20 protein-coding genes are annotated in these 20,120 nt (G+C 66.2%); 11 read left to right on the forward strand and 9 right to left on the reverse strand.

Annotated elements, in window-relative coordinates:
- The first annotated feature begins 242 nt into the window (after positions 1 to 242).
- Positions 243 to 1,238 (forward strand): tRNA dihydrouridine(20/20a) synthase DusA, encoded by a 996-nt coding sequence (gene dusA / locus LL06_RS18090; RefSeq protein ID WP_035530043.1) that lies wholly within the window; start codon positions 243 to 245, stop codon positions 1,236 to 1,238.
- Positions 1,239 to 1,278: 40 nt separating this feature from the next.
- Positions 1,279 to 2,058 carry a hypothetical protein gene (locus LL06_RS18095; protein WP_035530045.1) on the forward strand — a complete coding sequence of 260 codons (780 nt, stop codon included), beginning with the start codon at positions 1,279 to 1,281 and terminating at the stop codon, positions 2,056 to 2,058.
- A gap of 2 nt (positions 2,059 to 2,060) precedes the next feature.
- Here LL06_RS18095 and LL06_RS18100 read toward each other — a convergent pair whose 3' ends face one another.
- Positions 2,061 to 2,438: an acyl-CoA thioesterase gene (locus tag LL06_RS18100; RefSeq protein WP_035530047.1), complete on the reverse strand. Its 378-nt coding sequence runs from the start codon at positions 2,436 to 2,438 to the stop codon at positions 2,061 to 2,063.
- Between the two features lie 263 nt (positions 2,439 to 2,701).
- On the opposite strand from LL06_RS18100, the gene LL06_RS18105 reads away from it, so the two are divergent.
- Together LL06_RS18105 and LL06_RS18110 are read left to right on the forward strand one after the other, a co-directional pair.
- Entirely contained in the window at positions 2,702 to 3,772 is a 1,071-nt protein-coding gene (locus LL06_RS18105) for an extensin family protein (RefSeq protein ID WP_081964052.1), read from the forward strand.
- A 267-nt stretch (positions 3,773 to 4,039) separates the two neighbouring features.
- Positions 4,040 to 4,858 carry a sulfite exporter TauE/SafE family protein gene (locus LL06_RS18110; RefSeq protein ID WP_035530049.1) on the forward strand — a complete coding sequence of 273 codons (819 nt, stop codon included), beginning with the start codon at positions 4,040 to 4,042 and terminating at the stop codon, positions 4,856 to 4,858.
- 46 nt (positions 4,859 to 4,904) lie between these two features.
- Here LL06_RS18110 and LL06_RS18115 read toward each other — a convergent pair whose 3' ends face one another.
- The 4 genes from LL06_RS18115 to cobS all read right to left on the reverse strand — a co-directional run bounded on the left by LL06_RS18115 (position 4,905) and on the right by cobS (position 9,143).
- On the reverse strand, positions 4,905 to 7,205 hold the full coding sequence (locus tag LL06_RS18115) for a DUF1217 domain-containing protein (RefSeq protein WP_035530051.1): 2,301 nt from the start codon (positions 7,203 to 7,205) through the stop codon (positions 4,905 to 4,907).
- A gap of 180 nt (positions 7,206 to 7,385) precedes the next feature.
- Positions 7,386 to 8,075, reverse strand: coding sequence for a TIGR02281 family clan AA aspartic protease (locus LL06_RS18120; protein WP_035530053.1), 690 nt, complete (start codon positions 8,073 to 8,075; stop codon positions 7,386 to 7,388).
- Positions 8,072 to 8,308: a DUF1289 domain-containing protein gene (locus LL06_RS18125; RefSeq protein ID WP_035530056.1), complete on the reverse strand. Its 237-nt coding sequence runs from the start codon at positions 8,306 to 8,308 to the stop codon at positions 8,072 to 8,074. The genes LL06_RS18120 and LL06_RS18125 overlap by 4 nt, the downstream gene beginning before the upstream one ends.
- Positions 8,309 to 8,357: 49 nt before the next feature.
- Positions 8,358 to 9,143, reverse strand: coding sequence for an adenosylcobinamide-GDP ribazoletransferase (cobS, locus tag LL06_RS18130; RefSeq protein ID WP_081964053.1), 786 nt, complete (start codon positions 9,141 to 9,143; stop codon positions 8,358 to 8,360).
- A gap of 114 nt (positions 9,144 to 9,257) precedes the next feature.
- Here cobS and cobT point away from each other — a divergent pair, with 114 nt between their 5' ends.
- Positions 9,258 to 10,274, forward strand: a complete 1,017-nt coding sequence (gene cobT, locus LL06_RS18135) for a nicotinate-nucleotide--dimethylbenzimidazole phosphoribosyltransferase (RefSeq protein ID WP_035530060.1) — start codon at positions 9,258 to 9,260, stop codon at positions 10,272 to 10,274.
- A gap of 69 nt (positions 10,275 to 10,343) precedes the next feature.
- Here the strand turns inward: cobT and LL06_RS18140 are convergent, their stop codons facing one another.
- A complete protein-coding gene (locus tag LL06_RS18140; RefSeq protein WP_035530062.1) occupies positions 10,344 to 11,858 on the reverse strand; it encodes a HAMP domain-containing sensor histidine kinase in 1,515 nt (504 codons plus the stop codon).
- Between the two features lie 158 nt (positions 11,859 to 12,016).
- On the opposite strand from LL06_RS18140, the gene LL06_RS18145 reads away from it, so the two are divergent.
- A complete protein-coding gene (locus LL06_RS18145) occupies positions 12,017 to 12,637 on the forward strand; it encodes a thermonuclease family protein (RefSeq protein ID WP_081964054.1) in 621 nt (206 codons plus the stop codon).
- Between the two features lie 32 nt (positions 12,638 to 12,669).
- Here the strand turns inward: LL06_RS18145 and LL06_RS18150 are convergent, their stop codons facing one another.
- Positions 12,670 to 13,263 (reverse strand): DJ-1/PfpI family protein, encoded by a 594-nt coding sequence (locus LL06_RS18150; RefSeq protein ID WP_035530064.1) that lies wholly within the window; start codon positions 13,261 to 13,263, stop codon positions 12,670 to 12,672.
- Positions 13,264 to 13,480: 217 nt separating this feature from the next.
- On the opposite strand from LL06_RS18150, the gene LL06_RS18155 reads away from it, so the two are divergent.
- From LL06_RS18155 to LL06_RS18170, 4 genes are all read left to right on the forward strand, one after another.
- Entirely contained in the window at positions 13,481 to 14,092 is a 612-nt protein-coding gene (locus LL06_RS18155) for a glutathione S-transferase (protein ID WP_035530067.1), read from the forward strand.
- Positions 14,089 to 14,751 carry a uracil-DNA glycosylase family protein gene (locus LL06_RS18160; RefSeq protein ID WP_052161705.1) on the forward strand — a complete coding sequence of 221 codons (663 nt, stop codon included), beginning with the start codon at positions 14,089 to 14,091 and terminating at the stop codon, positions 14,749 to 14,751. The genes LL06_RS18155 and LL06_RS18160 overlap by 4 nt, the downstream gene beginning before the upstream one ends.
- Positions 14,752 to 14,906: 155 nt before the next feature.
- Entirely contained in the window at positions 14,907 to 15,395 is a 489-nt protein-coding gene (locus LL06_RS18165) for an Lrp/AsnC family transcriptional regulator (protein ID WP_035530070.1), read from the forward strand.
- A gap of 97 nt (positions 15,396 to 15,492) precedes the next feature.
- Complete coding sequence (locus LL06_RS18170) at positions 15,493 to 15,951, forward strand: hypothetical protein (protein WP_052161706.1); 459 nt, start codon at positions 15,493 to 15,495, stop codon at positions 15,949 to 15,951.
- Here the strand turns inward: LL06_RS18170 and LL06_RS18175 are convergent.
- Together LL06_RS18175 and LL06_RS18180 are read right to left on the reverse strand one after the other, a co-directional pair.
- Positions 15,948 to 16,652 (reverse strand): DNA alkylation repair protein, encoded by a 705-nt coding sequence (locus tag LL06_RS18175; protein WP_035530071.1) that lies wholly within the window; start codon positions 16,650 to 16,652, stop codon positions 15,948 to 15,950. The two genes, LL06_RS18170 and LL06_RS18175, sit on opposite strands and share 4 nt — an antisense overlap.
- Positions 16,653 to 17,522 (reverse strand): NAD(P)-dependent oxidoreductase, encoded by an 870-nt coding sequence (locus LL06_RS18180; RefSeq protein WP_035530073.1) that lies wholly within the window; start codon positions 17,520 to 17,522, stop codon positions 16,653 to 16,655.
- Between the two features lie 107 nt (positions 17,523 to 17,629).
- On the opposite strand from LL06_RS18180, the gene LL06_RS18185 reads away from it, so the two are divergent.
- Positions 17,630 to 20,092, forward strand: coding sequence for a penicillin acylase family protein (locus tag LL06_RS18185; protein WP_052161707.1), 2,463 nt, complete (start codon positions 17,630 to 17,632; stop codon positions 20,090 to 20,092).
- Positions 20,093 to 20,120: the final 28 nt, after the last annotated feature.

Raw genomic sequence — 20,120 nt, forward strand, 5'->3', positions numbered from 1 at the left:
AATTCCGGGACCCTCCGGAATTGCCCCGTTTCGTTTTTCAGGATCACCGGATCAGGCCGCGTGGACTGGGGTGACTGTCCCGAGACGGCTCGTCCACCCCTGTGCGACCCTCTCGCACCGCGGCCGCCCGTGCAGGCCTGCCGGGAGTATGTGCACAATCGGGCAAGGCATGATAAGGGCACATTTAGGCAACCCTGACTTTCCGACTATTGGCACCTGAAGACGAAGCGATATCCTGAAAGATGGCCCCATTCCACGCCCACACATTCGCCGTGGCGCCCATGATCGACTGGACGGACCGGCATTGCCGGTTCTTTCACCGGCAGTTGTCGCTCCACGCGGTGCTTTACACCGAGATGGTTGTGGCCGACGGGATCATCCATGGCGACCGCGACCGGCTGCTGGGTTTTGACGCGGCAGAGCATCCGGTGGCGCTGCAGCTTGGCGGCTCGGAGCCCGCGAAGCTCGCCGAGGCGGTGCGGCTTGCGGCGCCCTTCTCCTATGACGAGATCAATCTCAATGTCGGCTGTCCCTCAGACCGGGTGCAATCGGGCGCGTTCGGCGCCTGCCTGATGCGCGAGCCCGGGCTGGTGGCGGATTGCGTGGCGGCGATGAAGGCAGTCTCCGATGTCCCGGTCACGGTCAAGTGCCGCATCGGCGTCGACGAGCAGGACCCGGAAATCGCGCTGTCGGATCTGGCGCGCGCGGTGATCGACGCGGGCGCGGACGCGCTCTGGGTGCATGCGCGCAAGGCCTGGCTCGAAGGCCTGTCGCCCAAGGAAAACCGCGACATCCCGCCGCTCGATTATGATCGCGTGTATCGCCTCAAGCAGGATTTTCCCAATGTCTTCATCGGCATAAACGGCGGCATTGCGGATCTGAATCAAGCCCTTGAGCATTTGAATCATGTCGACGGCGTCATGCTTGGGCGCGCCGCCTACCACAATGCGTCGCTGCTGGCCGAGGTCGACCGGAGGATCTTCGGCATCGACGCGCCCGAGACGGACTGGAACGCTGTCCGCGACACGATGATGGACTATGCGGCCGCGCATCTGGCGTCGGGCGGGCGACTCGGGCATGTCACACGGCACATGGTCGGATTGTTCCAGGGGGTCAGGGGCGCTCGGCGGTTCCGGCAGATCCTGTCGACGGACGCGGCCCGTCCGGGCGCCGGGCCGGAGGTGATCGCCCAGGCCTTCGCGGAGATCGACCTCAGTGATTTGACCGCGGCCGCCTGAGCGTTTCGCCCGGGCGCCGGCGCATGCAACGGGACGGGCCATGACCGCATTTCGTTCTTATCCGATCCTCGGCGCCGCGCTCGCACAGCTCGTGGCACTGGCGGTCATGATCGCGCTGCGGCTGCTGCTCGCGGGCCTGCTCGACCCGTCCGCGCTGTTCTGGACGGGGCTCGCGGCGCAGTGCGTGGCGGCCGCGGCGGTGACGAGGCTGATCGGGCTGCCGGTCTGGTGGGTGTGGATCGGTCTCGCGTTCCCGGCCGCGATGAGCCTCGCGTTCCACGCGGGCGAACTGCCCGCCTGGCCGTTCGGCGTGGCTTTCGTGCTGCTCTACCTGGTCTTTTCCAATACGGCGCGCGAGCGGGTGCCGCTGTATCTGAGCAACCGGCAGACCACCGAGGCGCTTCTCGCGATGATGCGGCAGCGCGGCGGCAGCCGCTTCACTGATCTCGGCTCCGGCCTCGGCGGCGTGGTGCGGCGGATCGACGGCGAGGGCAGGGTGGCGCGCGGCGTCGAATCCGCGCCGATGGTCTGGCTGCTGTCGGTGCTCCTGTCGAAGATCGAGGGCCGCGGCAGGATTGTGCGGCAGGACATCTGGGCGGCCGACATTTCGGCCGAGGACATCGTCTACGCCTTTCTGTCACCCGAACCGATGCCCGCGCTTTATGAAAAGGCCAGGCGCGAGATGAAGCCCGGCAGCCTGCTGGTGTCCAACAGTTTCGCGGTTCCCGGCGTCGAGGCCGACGAGATCTGGGAACTGCCGGACCGGCGCAAGACGCGACTGTATCTCTACGAAATGAAGGGCGAGGCCGCCCCGGCCTGACCTTATTCGGGCGGCAGCGGCGTCGGCTTGCCGGTCGCGTCGAGCGCCACCATGACGAACAGCGCGTTGGTCACCTTGTCCATCTGCGGCGAGAGATAGCGTTGCGCCCAGGCCTCGACCAAGAGCGTCATCGAGGTGCGGCCGACCTTGACGATGTCGGTGTAGATGCACAGCGTGTCGCCGATCTTGACCGGCATGGCGAAGGACATTTCGTTGACGGCGGCGGTCACGACGCGGCCCCTGGCCCGTTCGGCGGCGCGGATGCCGCAGGCCAGGTCCATCTGCGCCATCACCCATCCGCCGAAAATGTCGCCCGCGGCGTTGGCGTCGGCGGGCATCGCCAGCGTGCGCAATGTGAGTTCCCCGGTCGGCTTGAGCATGGTCTGTCCCTCGTTGTCGGACAGATGTACCGGGACCGGCCCGGGTTTTGAAGCCCGCGGCCGGGAGAAACATAGACAATTCCGGTCAGCGCGGCCGCCGGTGGGCCGGCCTCGGGCCAAAAACGCGCTGCGAACCCCGCCCACGCGCGCCCTCCTGCCGCCGCTGCCGCAATATTGCCCCGGAAGTTAACGGCGAAGCTCAGGCTTCCTTTACCCTTCCATGCGATAGTTCAGGCTCGTTTTGCGTTGAATCGGAGCAATCCATGACCTCTCGCGTAGCTGCATACCGTCGTCCCCGGGGCTTCCCCGTGGCGCTGGCGTTGACGGCGGCTCTCGTGGCGGGCTGCTCCGGCGACATGTCGCCTCCGGGCGACCTGCTGGCGATCGAGCCGTCCAATCCGGTCATTCGCGCCGATCCGGTCCAGCCGATGATGAGCGCCCCGGTGGAAACGGCCATGTTCAGCGAGACGCAGTCCTCGCCCATACCCGACGACCCGGGCGCGCCGCTGCAGAACGTGCTGGCCTATCCGGTCGCCGACGGCGTCGATTCGATGCAGATGACGTCCGCGCTTCCCGAGGGCAATGTCGACCAGCCGGTGGTCACCGGCATCGGCACCGACGCGCCGAGCCTGGCTTCGGCGCCCGTCGCGGCGGCTCCCGATCCCAGGACGGTCGATCTCGAGGACCGGCCGGTGGTGGTCGAGCAGCAGCCGGTGCTGCTCGCCGGCGCCATGACGCGCGCCGAAAACCCGATGAGCACGCCGAAATGGGCGGGCGGGTTGCCGGCGGCGGAAAAGGCCTGCCGCCAGCGCCTGAAGCGGCTGGGCGTGACCTTCCGCGACATTCCCGCGATCGGCAACGGCACGAGCTGTTCCATTCCCTATCCGATCGAACTGACCAAGCTTTCGGGCGGAATCCAGATCAAGCCGGCGGCGAAGCTCAATTGCCAGATCACCGAGGCCTTCGCCCAGTGGGTGAAGAACGAGCTCGGACCCGCGGCGCGGGTCCGCTACCTGTCGGGCGTCCGCTCGATCAACCAGCTCTCGTCCTATTCCTGCCGCACCATGAATTCCAAGCGCGGCGCGCCGATGTCCGAGCACGCCAAGGGCAACGCCATCGATGTCGGCAAGATCACGCTCGACAATGGCCGCGCCATCCTGGTCAAGCAGCCCGGCCTGTTCGCCTTCAGGCAGAAGAGCCTGCTCAACTCGATCAGGGCCGATAGCTGCAAATATTTCACCACCGTCCTCGGGCCGGGCAGCGACGTCCACCACAAAGATCACTTCCACTTCGATCTCAGGACCCGCAAGACCGCTTACCGTCACTGCGACTGAGCCACAAAAAAAAGAAGGCCGGACGCGCCAGCCTTCAAGCCGGGTCCCGGCGGATGGGGGACCGCCAGGCTCCGGAGGGGCTCCGCACCCGAGGGCTTTGGGGCGGGGGCCATGACCTCTGGTGGAACCGCTGCGGCCGATCCGGCCGCTGTCCGGTGAAAACAATGCTTGAAAAGTGTCTCGGTTTGATGACGCTTGCCGCGCGCGGCAATGGCGGCGAAAACACGTCAGGCTCTTGTCCGGGCGTCCATGTGAGGGACTGAGCCTATGCCGCCTGCGGGAGAATTGATATGGTTTGCCGCCGCCCTTGCCGGCGCCGGCACTGTCGCGGGCGTGCTCGCGGGCCTGTTCGGCATCGGCGGCGGCGCCATCCTGGTGCCGGTGTTCTACCAGGCCTTCGGCCTGCTTCACGTGGATGACGCGGTGCGGATGCATCTGTCGGTGGGAACGTCGCTCGCCATCATCGTGCCGACCTCGATCCGCTCGTTCATGGCGCACAAGAAGCGCGGCGCGGTGGATCTGGCGCTGCTGCGAAGCTGGATCGTGCCGGTGCCGCTCGGCGTCGTGGCGGCGTCGCTGATCGCGGCCCATGTCTCGAGCGGCGGGTTGCGGGGCATCTTCGCCCTCATCGCCATCCTGGTGGGGCTGCGGATGCTGTTCAACCAGGAGAGCTGGCGCCTGGGCGCCGATCTTCCGCCAAATCCCGTCCGCGCCGCGGTGGGCGGGCTCATCGGGCTGTTGTCGGCGCTGATGGGCATCGGCGGCGGCGTTCTCAACAACACCTTCATGACGCTCTACGGCCGTTCGGTGCACCAGGCGGTGGCCACCTCCGCCGGCGTCGGCGTGCTGATCTCGATCCCCGGCCTGTTCGGCTATCTCTGGGCCGGCTGGGACGCCCCCGGCCTGCCGCCGTTCTCGACCGGCTACATCAACTGGGTGGCGGTGGCGCTGATCATCCCGATCACGCTCCTGGTGGCGCCGATCGGCGTGCGATTCGCGCATGCGCTCGGCAAGCGCCAACTCGAAATCGGCTTCGGCCTGTTCATGCTGTCCGTCGCGGCGCGCTTCTTCTACAGCCTCACTTGACCCGGCGGGTCCGGCCGCGGAGAAGGGCGGGCGGCGCCCGGCGTCGTTAGCCGCGGAGCTGCATGTAGGTGGCGACGGTTTCGAAATTGATGGAGGTGCCGCCGCCGAAGACCGACAGCAGGGGGTCCTGGATCCCGTTCTCGACGTCATAGAGCGCCAGGAAGCGCCGCACCAGTTTGTCGACCTTCTCCGGATCCACCAGGTCGTCGATGTCGAGATATCGCTCGATCATCGCCTTCTGGGCATCGATGTCGGCATTGGCGGTTTCCGCGGAAATCGAGAACGTCGTGCGGATGAACTGCGCCAGGGCGTCATCGGCGAGGATTTCGTAGGTGCTGGTCACGGTCGGCGCCATGCGCTCGAAATAGAGCGCGAGGCGGGCGCCGACGCTTTCCTCGCCCGCGGTCTGTTCCACGGTCTGGGTCAGGTACAGGTGCTGCGTTTCCACCATGCCGCGCTCGTTCTGGACGCTCTTGGCCGTGGTGGACTGGATCACGCCATCGGTGTTGAAATTGAAGGATCCTGCCAGTTTGCGGTAACGGACGTCGTTCTGCTGGTTGGCGAAGCTCTTGGGATCATCGAGATCGGACGTCAGGATCGCCCTCAGGGTTTCCACCGTCATGTCGTCCGGGTTGATCCCTTCGGCCTTGAGCAGCACATTCGTCAGGCGCGCGTCCGTGAGGATGTCGTCGACGGTTTCCAGCGTCTGCAACTGGGTCCGGTAATAGGACACCACATCCTCGGCGGCCTGCTTGGTCGCGTCGCTCTTGTCCAGGCGGGTCACGGCCGAATAATAGGCGGTGCCGATCCGGGTGATCTCGCTTTCGGACTGCGCGTAGCGCGGGGCGCTGATGCTGCCGTCGGCGGCGAAGTTGTAAGCCTTGGCCAACTGGACGAAGCGGTCGTCCTTCATCTTGTTGACATAGCTCTCGGGATCATAGGGATCGCTGGTGAAGACCTGCTTGAGCTTGAAGATCGACACCTCGTCGGGCGAGATATTGAAGGCCTTCAGGGCGAATTCGCGGATGGTGACCGCAGCCGGCTCCCGCGACAGGAAATCGTCGAGGTTTCGGGTGAGGCCGATATAGAGCTTGTACTTGGCCACGGCCGCCGCGTCGGCTTGTTCGTCGGCATCGTTGTATCTGTCGATGTACATCGCCGTCGTGGTGAACAACTGCTCGGGATCCTGGATGTCCTTTCCGGGCGTGATGGTGCCGTCGCTTTCGAAATTGAAGGCCTTGGCGAGCGCGATGATCTGCTTGCTCTTGGTGTAGATTTCGCCGTTCGGGTCCGACGTATCCTGCCGCAGCGCCCAATCGACGTCGGCGCGGCTGGTGGTGAGCGGCACGTCGTAGGCCGTCAGGATCATCTTGCTGAGCCTTGTGTCGTTGAGCAGATCATCCAGGCTGGTGATCGTGGAAATCGTCTCCTCGTAATACTGCTTGTTGAGCAGCGCGCCGGTGGAGGTCAGCCGCGGCTGCGACAGGACATAGGTTTCGGTGACCAGCTTCATCTGCGCCGCGTTCATCGGCTCGACACCGGCATCAAGGCTGCCGTCGGCGTTGAAATTGAACGATGCGGCGAGATTGAAATAGTTGTCGGCCTTCTCCACGGCCTTGGAATATTGCGTGAGCAGATAGGTGATCTTCTCGTCCTGGGCCGGGGTGTTGGCCGGGTTCGCCAGTTGCGCGTTGAGATCGTCGATCAGCGTCAGCCAGTCATTGACCTGCGGGGCGAGGACGGCGTTCACATAGCTGTCGGGATCGGCGACATTGCTGGTGATGACGCTCCTGATCGTGTCGTAGTCGAAGGTCTCGGGATCGATGCCGAAGGTGGAGAAGACGTAGTCGCGCGCGCGCGTGTTCCGGAACAGGTCGTCCACCTGGGTGAAGCTGCCGGCCACCGCGGTGAAATAGTTGGTTTCCTGCTTGAGGACGGCGTCGTTGTTCTCGATGGTCTGCTCGTAGGTGCCGATCAGGTCGTCGATCTGGCTGGTGGTCTGGACGATCTCGCCCGTCACCGTGCCGCCGAAATCATAGGCGGCGGCCAGGGTCTTGTACCTGACGTCCGACAGCAGGTTGGCGAAGCTCGACGTGTCGGTCAGGTCGCTTTCCAGCACCTTGCGGATGAAGGCCTTGGCATAGGCCATGTCCTCGAGCCCGTGGGCCTTCATGGCATAGGCATAGATGCGGTCGTCGGCGAGGAACTCGTCGACGCTGGTGATCGAGCCGATCTTGTCGCGGTAATATTTCGCTTCGCGGCTGACGATGGGATCGTTCGCCGCCCGGCTCAGGGTCTCGTTGATGTCCTTGGTGTAATAGGTGTAGGTCTGATAGCTCGATATCATGGCTCGGCCAGAGGTTGCGGTTCCAAACAGGCGTCTTTGGAAAACGAATGGTCAGGCAATTTTCCTGCTTGGTGTAGGGCCGCAGTCTTGCCTGAAGCTGTCGACGGCCGAGCGTGCGCCCCCGGCCTGTCGGGGCGCGGCGGACCGGCGGGCGGGGTGGAGGCTGTTTTGCCGGCGGGCTCAGTCGCGCAGGATCACCTCGTCGCGCCGCATCTCGAAGGCGGACAGCGAGGAGATGAAGTTCATGCCGAGCAGGCTCTGGTCGAGCTGGCCCGGTTCGGCCACCACGGCGCGCAGCCCGGTCCGGCCGATCGAGCCGATGTCGACGCTGTCGAGCCGGACGGCCGCCGCGCGGCCCTGGCCGTTGGCGGTGGAGATGACGAGCGTGTAGCTCAGCTCCGCCTCGGTGAAGCCGATCCGCATGGCGTCGTCATGGGACAGCGCGATCGAGGTCGCGCCGGTGTCGATGAGAAAGTCCACCGTCTCGCCATTGACCCTGCCTTCGGCTTCGAAATGGCCGTTGAGGGACTTGCGGATCGACACCGCCGGACCGGCCTCGTCCGAAATCATCACCGGCCGTCCCGGCGCCAATCCGCCGGCCACGCGCAGCACCATGTCCCGGGCCTGGTCCTGGTAGAGATAGCCGGTGACGAAGCCCAGGATGATGACGGTCCAGACCACCAGGTTCCTGACCAGTTCGCCGAGGTTGCGCTGGGCCCCGACGATGCCCGCGCCGATCACCGCTGCGAACAGGCCGAGATAGACGAGGCTCGCGAAGTCATCGTTCTGCAGCCCGAAACTCATTCCGCTGTCATGGTTGTAGATCAGCACGGCGAGCGCAGCCCCGATCAGGGCGAGGATGACGATCATTCCGGCTGGACGTCCGACCGTTCGCGGGCCATGCGTGTCCGCCGGGTTTCCCGCCGCGGCTTGCGTTCCACGGTCTCGAGCCGCGCCGGCAGTTCCGCCATCAGTTCATCGCGCATTTCCGGCGTGTAGCCCATCCAGCCGGCGATCTCGTCACGCGTGCGGCCGCAGCCGAAGCAGTAGCCGGTGGTCATGTCTATCGAGCAGACGAGGATGCATGGGGACGAAATGCTCATGGGTCGCTTTGCTCATGCCGGTGGTCTTCGCGCGCACTATATCGGGTGTTCACAGCAAAAGGGCAAGGGTGACCAGGCTGGCGGTCTCGGCGACCTGCTGGCTGGCGCCGAGGGTGTCGCCGGTGTGGCCGTTGAGCTTCCTGCGGACAAGCGACGTCCACTGGCTCACGGCAAGCGCGGCGGCGCCCAGGCCCAGCACCGCGGGCAGGATCCCGATCGACACGGCGGCAAGGCCGAGGAACAGGATCGCCCCGCTCACCAGCGCCCTGGTCGAGGCACCGTCCCCGGGCGCGCCGACGGACGCCGCCACGCCCTCCCGGCGGGCAGGGGGAAGCTCGGTCCAGTGCCAGGTGATCGCCGCGCGGGAGAGGGCCGCCACCGCGAGCAGCGCCAGCGCCGTGTTCCAGCCGCCGATGACGGAGAGGATGATGGTCAGCGCGGTGGCGCGAAGCGCGAAGCTGATCACCAGCGCCAGCACGCCATAGGTTCCGGTGCGGCTGTCGCGCATGATCTCGAGCATGTGATCGCGGCCGCGGCGGGCGCCGAAGGCGTCGGCCGAATCGGCGAGCCCGTCCTCGTGCAGCGCGCCCGTCACCGCGATCAGCACCGTGAGCGCGATCAGCGCCGTCAGCGCCGCATTGGCGTCCATCAAGGACAGGGCCAGGACCACCAGTGCCGGCGCCAGCGCGATGACCAGGCCGGCAGCGGGGAACATGCCGGAGGCGCGCGACAACGAGCCGTCGTGATCGGTGAAATAGCGCGCGGGGACCGGCAGGCGGCTCAGGAAACCCGTGGCGCGGGCGATGTCGTCGATATGATCGCTGATCTGCAAGATGGTCTCCCGGCGGTTGCGACACGATGGCGCGCGAAAAATATTGTCCTTGGACGATTCGACAATTACACCGGGCCAGCCCGCGCGTCATGCGCCAGGATTTCCCAGGAGAAGAAAATGAGTGCCAGCGGTTTGCCTTTCGACGATTTTCGCGATCTCCTGCGCAACATGCCCGGTCCCGACACCGCGGCGCTGGCGGCGGCGCGCGAGCGCGACGCGCAACTGACCAAGCCGGCTGGCTCGCTGGGGCGGCTCGAGGAGATCGCCTTCTGGCTCGCCGCCTGGACCGGCCGCAGCCCGCAGGTCACGCGGCCGCTGGTGGCAATCTTCGCCGGCAACCACGGCGTCACCGCGCAGGGCGTGTCGCCGTTTCCCCCCTCGGTGACGGCGCAGATGGTCTCGAACTTCGCCGCCGGCGGCGCCGCCATCAACCAGATCTGCGTCGCCCACGACCTGGGGCTGAAGATCTTCGACCTGGCGCTGGAGATCCCCACCGGCGACATCTCGGTGGAAGCGGCGATGGACGAGCGCACCTGCGCGGCGACGATGGCGTTCGGCATGGAATCGATCGCCGGCGGCACCGATCTGTTGTGCATCGGCGAAATGGGCATCGGCAACACCACCATCGCCGCGGCGATCTTCTACGGGCTCTACGGCGGGACCGCGGCCGACTGGGTCGGCCCCGGCACCGGTTCGGAGGGCGAGACGCTCCAGCGCAAGATCGCCGCGGTGGAAGCCGCGGTGGCCCTGCACAAGCAGCATCTCAATGATCCGCTCGAACTGCTCAGGCGCCTGGGCGGGCGCGAACTGGCGGCGATGGCGGGCGCCATCCTGGCGGCGCGCATGGAGCGGATCCCGGTGCTGATCGACGGCTATGTGGCCACCGCCGCCGCCGCGGTGCTGCACGCGGCCAATCCGCGGGCGCTCGACCACTGCCTGATCGGCCATGTCTCCGCCGAGCCGGGTCACATGGCGGCCATCGAGAAACTCGGCAAGACGCCGCTGCTGGCGCTGGGCATGCGGTTGGGCGAGGGGACCGGCGCCGCGCTGGCCGCGGGCATCGTCAGGGCGGCGGCGATGTGCCATTCCGGCATGGCGACCTTCGCCCAGGCCGGGGTTGCCGGCAAGGAGTGAAAGCCCTCCGGCAGGCGGGTCCGGGATAATGCTGGGATGAGCCGGCCGGGACCGGCCGGCGGCGGGCCGTTAGCTGAAGACCCGCTTCTTCTGGGGCGCGCCGGCCAGGCCCTCGATCGGGGCCATGCTTTCGAGCACGCGCTCGCGCGGCAGGATGGCGATCCCCTCGGTGCCTTCGCGCAGCTTTGACTTGAAGACGAATTCGCCGCCATGCTTGGACAGGATCGCCTGGACGATCGGCAGGCCGAGGCCGGTGCCCTGTTCGGCGCTCTTGATGGCGATGGAGCCCTGGCCGAAGGCCGACAGCACCACCGGGATCTCCTCCTCGGGAATGCCGGGGCCGTTGTCCTTGATCGACACATATTGCCCGCCGCCTGCGGTCCAACCGAGCTTGACACGGATCTCGCCGCCAGGCGGGGTGAATTTCACCGCATTGGACAGAAGATTGAGGATGACCTGGCGCATCGCCTTCTCGTCGGCCCAGACCAGCGGCAGCTTCTCCTCGAAGGCTTCGGTGATGCGGATGTTCTTGCTGCGCGCCTTGAGCTGCACCAGGCCGATGCAATCCTCGGCGATGTCGGCGAACGACAGGGCGTTCTCATTGAGCTCGTAGCGGCCCGCCTCGATGCGCGACAGGTCGAGGATCTCGTTGATCAGGTTCAGGAGATGCTGGCCGGAGCGGTGGATGTCGCCGACATATTCCTTGTAGCTCGCATTCTCCATGGGACCGAGCACCTCGCCGGCCATCACCTCGGAAAAACCCAGGATGGCGTTGAGCGGCGTGCGGAGCTCATGGCTCATCGAAGCAAGAAAGCGCGACTTGGCGAGGTTGGATTCCTCGGCGCGGCGCCGGGCCTCGTCGGAGACCGATTTCGCCACCTCGAGTTCGGCGATGAGATCGTCCTTCTCGGTCTGGAAGCTCAGCATCTTCAGGTTTGTCGAATAGAGCCGCTGCGACATGAAAATGAAGAACAGCGCCGCGCCGAGGATCATCGCCAGCACGGTGAAATCGGAAATGTCGCGATCGATGCCGACGCGCAGCGTCAGCGCCGCGACAATCGGAATGACCGTGGAGTACAGGGCGATGCGCAGTGCGAAGGTGGTCATCGCGGTCGCGGCCAGCGCGATCAGCAGGACGGCGGATTTGTAGAAATTGAACGTGTCGCCCTGGCAGGTGGTGCAGCCCTGGAAGGCGAACAGCGCCCAGCTCAACCCGATCACCGCATACATGACGAGAAAGCGCTTTCGCCAGCGTTCGGTGATCTCCGGGTCGCTCATCTCCCGCGACGCCCGCCGGGCCATCAGGACCAGGCCGGCATAGACGAACAGCGTCAGCAGCGCCCAGGCGATCAGCCAGATGGCCTCGTCGAACCACAGGCCGCCGATGGCGGCGAGGATGACCAGGACCGGTGGGGCGGCCGCGCCCTGCAGCACGGCGTTGATGTGCAGACGGTTCATTTCATGGCTGAATTCCGGTGACATCTCCCGACCATGCTGCAGCCGTTCGCGGGTGGCGCGAACGGTCTTGACGACCGCGGCGTTCTTGTGGACGCGCGAACGATCGACAATGTTCTTGTCGGCCATGGTTTGATGGTGTGTCACCTGGTCTTCCGATGTCTCTGGTTCAGCAGGAAAATCTAGAGATCAAAGTTTAAGAACTTGTTTGCATCTTCGCGGGTTTCCCAGGCCGGACGCTTGACAAGGCGCTTGAGCGCGCGCGCCGAATAGGGTCACCTGCGCAGATGAGATGGAGATCAGGATCGAGACCCAGGCGACGCCCCCGCTGGCGCTCCTATGCCGACGCGGCGCTGGCGGCGCTGGTCCTTGCCGGCGTGGCCTTTTCCGCCGCGAAGCTCGAACGCCTGGCCGGCGAGGAGATGTCCGGCCGGATGCGGGTGGTCGACGGCGACAGCCTGGCCTATGGCGAACGCCGGCTGCGGCTCAAGGGGATCGACGCGCCCGAACTCCTGCAATCCTGCCGCAGGGGAGCTTCGGATTATCCCTGCGGCCGTGAGGCGGCGGCCCATCTGCGCAGCCTTGCCGGGGGCGAGATCCTCTGCCGCAGCGAGGGCGCCGACCGCTACCGCCGGCACCTGGTGCGCTGCCGGTCAGGCGACGTCGACATCAACCTTGCCATGGTCCGGTCCGGCCAGGCGGTGGCCTATGGCGATTACGAGAGGGCCGAAGCCGAGGCCAGAGCCGAAGGAATCGGGCTCTGGGCGGGAGACTTCGTCCGGCCGGGCGACTGGCGCGCCGAGCATGCGCAGGCCGAAACCTGGTTCCTCGCCGATCTGCTGATCGAGCAGTTCGGCGCGGCATGGCTGGCGCTGAAGCGCTGGGCCGGGTGGTCGGGCCCGGCGTGAAGCCGGGCGCGACGGGGCATCGTGGCGCGCGCTCAGGCGTGGCGGATCTCGGTGCCCAGCACCTTGAGGCATTCGCGCATGAAGGCCGCAAGCGCGGTCCAGCCCTTGGCCGACACCATGGTGCCGTCGACATAGGCGTCGGTCGGCGACAGGTCGATGAAGGTGCCGCCGGCGAGCGTCACCTCGGGCTCGCAGGCGCCGAGGCCGGCCACCTTCTTGCCGCGGACGACGCCGTCGACGGCGATCAGGATCTGCACGCCGTGGCAGATGGTGAAGATCGGCTTCTCCGCCTCGTGGAAATGCCGGACGATCGCCTGGACGCGCTTGTCGGTGCGGATGTATTCCGGGCCGCGTCCGCCGGCGCAGTAGACGGCGTGATAGCTGTCGAGCTGCTTTTCCGCCTCCGAGAAGGTCTTGTTGAGCGTGACGTTGTGCCCGAGCTTCTCGGTGTAGGTCTGGTCGCCCTCGAAATCATGGAGCGAGGTCCGCAGGATGTCGCCCGCCTTCTTATCTGGACAGACCACATGCACCGTGTGTCCGACCGCCTCCATGGCCTGTTCGAACACGAAGATCTCGTATTCCTCGGTGAAATCACCGGTCAGCATCAGTATTTTCTTGCCTGGCATGGGGTCCTCCTCTTTCGGATTGCGCTGCAAACCGGTTGCTTGAATGGAAATTGGTCCGACCAGTACATAACGGCGGAGAGGCGCGACGGTCAAGGGCGTCGCAGCGGCAATCCCGCATGCCGGGCCGCGTGCGCCCCCGTATCTGTCGTTGAGGCTTTCCTGACGCGGCGCTTTGGTGTCTGATCGGGGGCATCAGACAGCAGGGAGACAACATCACATGAAGCTTTACGATGGCGGGCGCGCCCCAAATCCGCGGCGGGTCAGCGTGTTTCTGGCCGAAAAAGGCATTGAAATCGACAAGGTGCCTGTCGATATGGGGCAGATGGGCCACAAATCAGAGGAAGTCACCCAGCTCAATCCGCTGCAGCGGCTGCCGGTGCTGGTGCTCGACGATGGCACTGCGATCTCCGAATCGGTCGCCATCTGCCGCTATTTCGAGGAGCTTCACCCCGAGCCGCCGCTGATGGGGACCGACGCCCGCGACAGGGCGATCGTGGAGATGTGGAACCGGCGGATGGAGCTGAATTACCTTGCCGCGGTCGCCGCCGCCTTCCGCCACACCCATCCGGCGATGAAGGAGTGGGAGGTGCCGCAGATCGCCGAGTGGGGCGAGGCCAACCGGCCCAAGGTGCTCAGCTTTCTCGAATTGCTCGACCAAGAGCTTGCCGGCCGCGAGTTCATCGCCGGCGACAGCTACACCATCGCCGACATCACCGGCATGATCGCGTTCGACTTCATGAAGCCCGCCCGCATCGAGCGGCCCGAGCATCTCACCAATGTCATGCGCTGGTACGGGACTGTCTCGGCAAGGCCGAGCGCCAAGGCATGAACCATAAGGGCGGCGATTTCGGGGATGGCGCGACCGGCCTGGACGGGCTGCTTGCCGAGATCTCCGCCTGCCGGATCTGCCGCGATCGCCCCGCCGGCGGGCCGGAGAGGCGGCTTCCCCACGAACCGCGGCCGGTGTGCTTTGCCTCCGCGCGCGCGCCGATCCTGATCGCCGGCCAGGCGCCGGGGACGCGGGTGCATGCGAGCGGCAGGCCCTTCACCGATCCGTCCGGGGTCCGGCTGAGGGAGTGGCTCGGCGTCGACGACACCGCGTTCTACGATCCGGACAAGTTCGCCATCGTGCCGATGGGCTTCTGCTTTCCCGGCCTCGACGCCACCGGCAGCGACCTGCCGCCGCGGCGCGAATGCGCGCCCGCCTGGCGCGGCCGGGTGATGCAGGCGATGCCGCAGGTGCGGCTGGTGCTGGCCATCGGCCAGTACGCCCAGGCCTGGCATCTGGGCCCGCTGCGGCAGAAGAGCATGACGGACACCGTGCGGAACTGGCGGGAGATCCTCGCCGCGACCGGGCCGGAGCGCCCGGTGCTGCCGCTGCCGCATCCTTCCTGGCGCAACAGCGGCTGGATCAGGAAGCACCAATGGTTCGAGGCGGAGCTGCTGCCCGAGCTCAAGACCCGCGTCAGCGAGCTCCTGGGCAGGTAACCGCGCGGGAAGCCGGCGGTGCGTCCGGCCCGGGCCATGCGGCAGGCGGCCGGGCAGAAAATTCTTTGAAACCGGCTCCCGCGAGCAAATTGTTCTTTGTGACGCCGGGGCATCCGCGATATCAGAGATGATATTCCCGTTTTTCGGAGACTCCCATGGACCGCCTCGACCGCAAGATCCTTCGCCTGCTGCAGGAAGACGCCACGCTGGCGGTGGCGGAGATCGCCAAGAAGGTGGGGCTGTCGACCACGCCGTGCTGGCGGCGGATCCAGAAGCTCGAGGAGGACGGGGTGATCAAGCGGCGCGTGGCGCTGCTCGATCCGGTGGCCATCAACGCCAAGGTGACGGTGTTCGTGTCGATCCGCACCAACTCGCATTCCAACGAATGGCTCAAGCGCTTCTCCGAAGTCATCTCCGAATTTCCCGAAGTGGTGGAATTCTACCGGATGAGCGGCGATGTCGACTATCTCCTGCGCGTGGTGGTGCCCGACATCGCCGCCTATGACGCCTTCTACAAGCGGCTGATCGCCAAGATCGAGATCCGCGACGTGTCCTCGTCGTTTGCCATGGAGCAGATCAAGTACACGACCGAACTGCCGCTCGACTACATCCAGCTCGCCAAGGAACCGGCTTCGGCGTCCTGACGTCGCTTCTGTTCATCGGCGCCAAAACATGCAATAATCCAGATATGATAAATTCCGCCCCGATCCGGGGAGGGATGAACCGATCGGGAGAATTGCCATGATGAAGCGCGTGATTGCCGGAGTGGGCCTTTGGGTCCTTGCAGGGGGTCCGGTGCAGGCCGCGGGCGACGAGGTGTTCACGGTTGTCGCCGAGGTGCCCTTTGCCGACGCGGCGCAAGGGGTGAACGACGCCATTGTCAACAAGGGCTTCAAGGTGGATTACCACGGCTTTCTGGGCGACATGCTCAAGCGTACGGCCGCGGATGTCGGGGCGACGAAAGAGCTCTACAAGGACGCCGAGTTCTTCACCTTCTGCTCTGCCGTCGTGTCGCGCGCCGTGATGGAAGCCGATATCGGCGACATCGCCTACTGCCCCTATGTCGTGTTTATCTATGAAGATGCAGCGACGCCCGGCAAGGTGACCATTGGCCATCGCACCTTGCCCGAAGGCGGCGCGCGCGGCCAGGTCAACGATATCCTGAACGAAATCGTCAGGACGGCGGCCGACGGGTTCTAGCCGACAGCGAGCTTGCGGCCGAGCCTGTCGAGCATCTTTTCTGACGTCAGTTCGCGCACGGCGTCCTTGCCGATCCAGCGGGCGGTCTTGTCGTCGGAGCCCGCAAGTTTTTGGGCGAGGGCGAGCGCCGGGGCGTGGCAGGCGAGATTGCGCTTGCCGATGTTGCGCAGCGCCCAGTTGACCGCCTTGCGGACGAAATTGCGCGGGTCCGTGGCGTGGCGCTCGATCAGCGGCAGGAAGCCGATCATCGTGCTGTCGGGCTCCGTCTTCAGATGCACGGCGGCCCCGGCGATCATGGCGAAGGCGGTGCGGCGGACGAATTCGCGCTCGTCGGCGGCGAAGGCGGGCACCAGCTCCGCCTCGAGCCGGGCGGAGACGAACAGGTCGGCCGCCGCGTCGACGATCTCCCAGGAGTTGAAGTCGCCAGCGAGCCGCCAGGCTTCCTCGGCGGTCAGACGCTTCGGCTCGAATGTGTAGATCGCCAGCAACCGCGCCTCGCGGATGCCGGTGTCCCAGAGCGCGAAGGCACGGGCGTGATTGTTGCCCACCGTCTTCGCGATCGCCTGCATCTGCGGATTGGAGATCCCCAACGCCCGGTCGGTGACGATGCCGTAGCGGCCCATGCCGGCGATGTTGGCCTCCGAGCGCAGCGTCTCGAGATGGGCGACGATCGCCGCGGTGTCGGAGGCCGGCGAGAGCATTTACTTCTCGAGCCGCGCCAGCAGCGAGGATGTGTCCCAGCGCTTGCCGCCCATGGCCTGCACGTCGGCGTAGAACTGGTCGACCAGCGCGGTGACCGGCAGCGTCGCGCCGTTGCGCTTGGCCTCGTTGAGCACGATGTCGAGGTCCTTGCGCATCCAGTCGACGGCGAAGCCATAATCATACTTGCCGGCGATCATGGTCTTGTGGCGGTTTTCCATCTGCCAGGAGCCGGCCGCGCCCTTGGAGATCACCTCGACCACCTTCTCGATGTCGAGGCCGGCCTTCTTGCCGAAGTGAATGCCTTCGGCGAGGCCCTGGACCAGGCCGGCGATGCAGATCTGGTTGATCATCTTGGTCAATTGCCCGCTGCCCACCGGGCCCATCAGGCCGACCATGCGGGCATAGGCGTCGATCACCGGGCGGGCCGCGTCGAAGGTGGCCTCGTCGCCGCCGACCATCACCGTGAGCACGCCGTTCTCGGCGCCGGCCTGGCCGCCCGAGACCGGGGCGTCGAGGAAGCCGCAGCCCTTGTCGGTGCAGGCGCCGGCGAGCTCGCGCGCCACTTCCGCCGAGGCGGTGGTGTTGTCGATCAGGATCGCGCCCTTCTTCATGCCGTGGATGGCGCCGCCCGCGGCGAGCGTGACGGCGCGCAGATCGTCGTCATTGCCCACGCAGGTGAAGACGAAATCGGCGCCGGTGGCGGCCTCGGCGGGCGTGTCGCAGGCGGTGCCGCCGAACTCGTCCGCCCATTTGCGGGCCTTGTCGGCGGTGCGGTTGTAGACGCGCAGCTCGTGGCCGCCCTTGGTCCTGAGATGCCCGGCCATGGGATAGCCCATCACGCCCAGACCAATGAATGCTGCTGTTGCCATACCGTCTATCCTTCTGTCACAAAGACGCTTTACGCATGACCTGCTGGCAAGTTACGTAAAGCAGTTCGCCGGCCTGCCGGACCGGATCCTGGGAGGGACTTAAAGCAATGATGCGCATCGTCAAAGGGCTTATCAAGCTCATTCTCATCCTTTTGCCGATTGCGGTGATGGCCGCGGGCGCCGGAATGCTGTGGATCTCCCGCTCCCAGGCGCCGGCCGAGGGCGAGATGCGCATCGCCGGACTGGATGGCGAGGTGACGATCACGCGCGACGGCAACGGCGTGCCGCATATCAGCGGCGCCACCCGCGCCGACGTGGCCCTGGGGCTTGGCTTCGCGCATGCGCAGGACCGGTTGTGGCAGATGGAAGTAAGCCGCATGGCGGGGCAGGGGCGGTTGTCGGAGATGTTCGGCGAGGCCACGATCGGCACCGACGTGTGGCTGAGGACCATGGGGATCCACGAGGCGGCCGAAGCCTCGCTCGCGGTGATGGACGCCGACACCATGGCGATGCTTGAAAGCTACGCCAAGGGAATCAATGCCTGGGTGGCGCGCGAGCCGCAGGCGTTTTCCGCGCGCCTGCCGCCCGAATACCTGATCCTGGGCGTGACCCCCGAGCCCTGGACGCCGGCGCACACGCTGACGGCGATCAAGATGATGTCGGTGTCGCTCGCCGAGAATGTCGGCGACGAGGCGCTCAGGCTCGGCTTCCACCGCCTCGGCCTGGGCGAAGCCGAGATCCGCGACCTGCTGCCCTATCTCGACGCCGACACGCCGCCGCCGATGCCCGACCTGACCGCGCTCCTGGGCCTCGATCCCGCGCCGCTGGGCGAGACGCTGACCACGGCGGATGCCTCGGCTTCCTTCGCCGGCATCGAGGAGATGCTGTCCTCGGGCGCGTCGAACAACTGGGTGATTTCGGGCAAGCGCACGCAGTCGGGCCTGCCGATCGTTGCCAATGATCCGCATCTGGGGCTGATGGCGCCGTCGATCTGGTATCTGGCGCATCTCGAGGTGACCGGGGAATTCGACACGCCGCGGCACCTGATCGGCGTGTCGCTGCCGGGCACGCCCTATGTGCTCCTGGGCCGCGGCACCGACATCGCCTGGGGCTTCACCAACACCGCAACGGATGCGCAGGACGTGTTCGTCGAGCGGGTCAATCCCGCCAATCCGGAGGAGTACCTGACGCCCACCGGCTGGGCGGCGTTCGGGCGGAAGCAGGAGACGATCCGGGTCAAGGGCGGCGCGGACAAGGTGTTTGACCGGCGCTGGACCCGGCACGGCCCGGTGCTGCCCGAGGGCTACCGGCATTTTGGCGCGCTCCTGCCCGAAAACACGGTGGCGGCGCTGCAATGGGTGGCGCTGGCCCATGACGACACCACGGCGATCGCCGGCACGCGGCTGTTCGACATGCGCACAGTCGCGGATTTCCAGGCGGGCTTCGAGGCGTTCCTGACGCCAATGCAGTCCATGGTGGTGGCCGACACATCGGGCAATATCGGCTTCGTGGCCGCCGGCCGGGTGCCGCGCCGCGATCCCGCCAACCTGTTGATGGGCCGGGCGCCGGCGCCGGGCTGGAACGCGATCTACGACTGGCGCGGCTACGCGCCCTATGGCGAACTGCCGCGCGAGACCAATCCCGAGGACGGGCTGATTGCCACCGCCAACACCAAGATCGTCGGCCCCGATTATCCGATCCACCTGACCTTCGACTGGGAGGAGCCCTACCGGCAGAGCCGGATCGAGACGCTGATCAACGGCGCGGACGCGCCGCACACGATGGAGACGTCGCGGCGGGTGCAGGCCGACATCTTCTCCCCGGCCTTCGCTGGCCTGAAACCCGCCATGCTGGCGATGCTCGAGGGCAGGGAGCTCGCCGACGGGCGCCGCGGGCTCGCCGAGCGGCTTGCCGCCTGGGACGGCGAGATGGCGCGCGACCGGATGGAGCCGCTGTTGATGCTCGCTTGGGTCCGGGCCACCATGATCGCCACCTACGAGGACGATCTCGGCTTCCTGTTTAAGGACTGGTTCAAGGCCCGCGGCCGCGTGCTCGAAAACCTGCTTTCAGGCCGGACCGCGCGCAACTGGTGTGACGTCAAGGGCACGGAGGCCGAAGAAAGCTGCGAGCAGATCGTGGCGCGCGCCTTCAATACTGCCATCGATGATCTCACCGCGCGCTACGGCGCCGCGTCCGGGGACTGGCGCTACGGCGCCGCCCATTACGCCAAGGGCGCGCACCGGCCGTTCGGCGAAGTCGATCTGCTCAAGGGCTTCTTCAATGTCGAGGTGGAAAGCGGCGGCGGGCCGTTCACGCTCGACCGCGGCTACACCCAGCTCCAGAACGACGCCGACCCCTACGCCAACACCAATGCCTCGAGCTACCGCGGCATCTTCGACCTCGGTGACCTCGACAGCGCCACCTACATCCAGACCACGGGCCAATCCGGCAACGTCTTTTCCGGCCACTACAACGATCTCGCGCCGATCTGGGCCGACGTGAACTCGATCCTGATCCCGTCGACCGGGCCGGTGGAGGTGGAGGGGGTGTGGCGGCTCACGCCCGGGTGAGGGGGCACGCGAACGGGTGCGCCAAGCG

This window comes from Hoeflea sp. BAL378 (assembly GCF_000759435.1).
Classification (GTDB): Bacteria; Pseudomonadota; Alphaproteobacteria; order Rhizobiales; family Rhizobiaceae; genus Hoeflea.

Coding starts and splice junctions, on each gene's coding strand:
- LL06_RS18140 (WP_035530062.1), bottom strand. CDS start 11,858: ATGGCCGACAAGAACATTGTCGATCGTTCGCGCGTCCACAAGAACGCC.
- LL06_RS18170 (WP_052161706.1), top strand. CDS start 15,493: ATGATGAAGCGCGTGATTGCCGGAGTGGGCCTTTGGGTCCTTGCAGGG.
- LL06_RS18160 (WP_052161705.1), top strand. CDS start 14,089: ATGAACCATAAGGGCGGCGATTTCGGGGATGGCGCGACCGGCCTGGAC.
- dusA (WP_035530043.1), top strand. CDS start 243: ATGGCCCCATTCCACGCCCACACATTCGCCGTGGCGCCCATGATCGAC.
- LL06_RS18150 (WP_035530064.1), bottom strand. CDS start 13,263: ATGCCAGGCAAGAAAATACTGATGCTGACCGGTGATTTCACCGAGGAA.
- LL06_RS18125 (WP_035530056.1), bottom strand. CDS start 8,308: ATGAGCATTTCGTCCCCATGCATCCTCGTCTGCTCGATAGACATGACC.
- cobT (WP_035530060.1), top strand. CDS start 9,258: ATGAGTGCCAGCGGTTTGCCTTTCGACGATTTTCGCGATCTCCTGCGC.
- LL06_RS18095 (WP_035530045.1), top strand. CDS start 1,279: ATGACCGCATTTCGTTCTTATCCGATCCTCGGCGCCGCGCTCGCACAG.
- LL06_RS18105 (WP_081964052.1), top strand. CDS start 2,702: ATGACCTCTCGCGTAGCTGCATACCGTCGTCCCCGGGGCTTCCCCGTG.
- LL06_RS18175 (WP_035530071.1), bottom strand. CDS start 16,652: ATGCTCTCGCCGGCCTCCGACACCGCGGCGATCGTCGCCCATCTCGAG.
- LL06_RS18180 (WP_035530073.1), bottom strand. CDS start 17,522: ATGGCAACAGCAGCATTCATTGGTCTGGGCGTGATGGGCTATCCCATG.
- LL06_RS18110 (WP_035530049.1), top strand. CDS start 4,040: ATGCCGCCTGCGGGAGAATTGATATGGTTTGCCGCCGCCCTTGCCGGC.
- LL06_RS18145 (WP_081964054.1), top strand. CDS start 12,017: ATGAGATGGAGATCAGGATCGAGACCCAGGCGACGCCCCCGCTGGCGC.
- LL06_RS18185 (WP_052161707.1), top strand. CDS start 17,630: ATGATGCGCATCGTCAAAGGGCTTATCAAGCTCATTCTCATCCTTTTG.
- LL06_RS18120 (WP_035530053.1), bottom strand. CDS start 8,075: ATGATCGTCATCCTCGCCCTGATCGGGGCTGCGCTCGCCGTGCTGATC.
- LL06_RS18165 (WP_035530070.1), top strand. CDS start 14,907: ATGGACCGCCTCGACCGCAAGATCCTTCGCCTGCTGCAGGAAGACGCC.
- LL06_RS18155 (WP_035530067.1), top strand. CDS start 13,481: ATGAAGCTTTACGATGGCGGGCGCGCCCCAAATCCGCGGCGGGTCAGC.
- LL06_RS18100 (WP_035530047.1), bottom strand. CDS start 2,438: ATGCTCAAGCCGACCGGGGAACTCACATTGCGCACGCTGGCGATGCCC.
- LL06_RS18115 (WP_035530051.1), bottom strand. CDS start 7,205: ATGATATCGAGCTATCAGACCTACACCTATTACACCAAGGACATCAAC.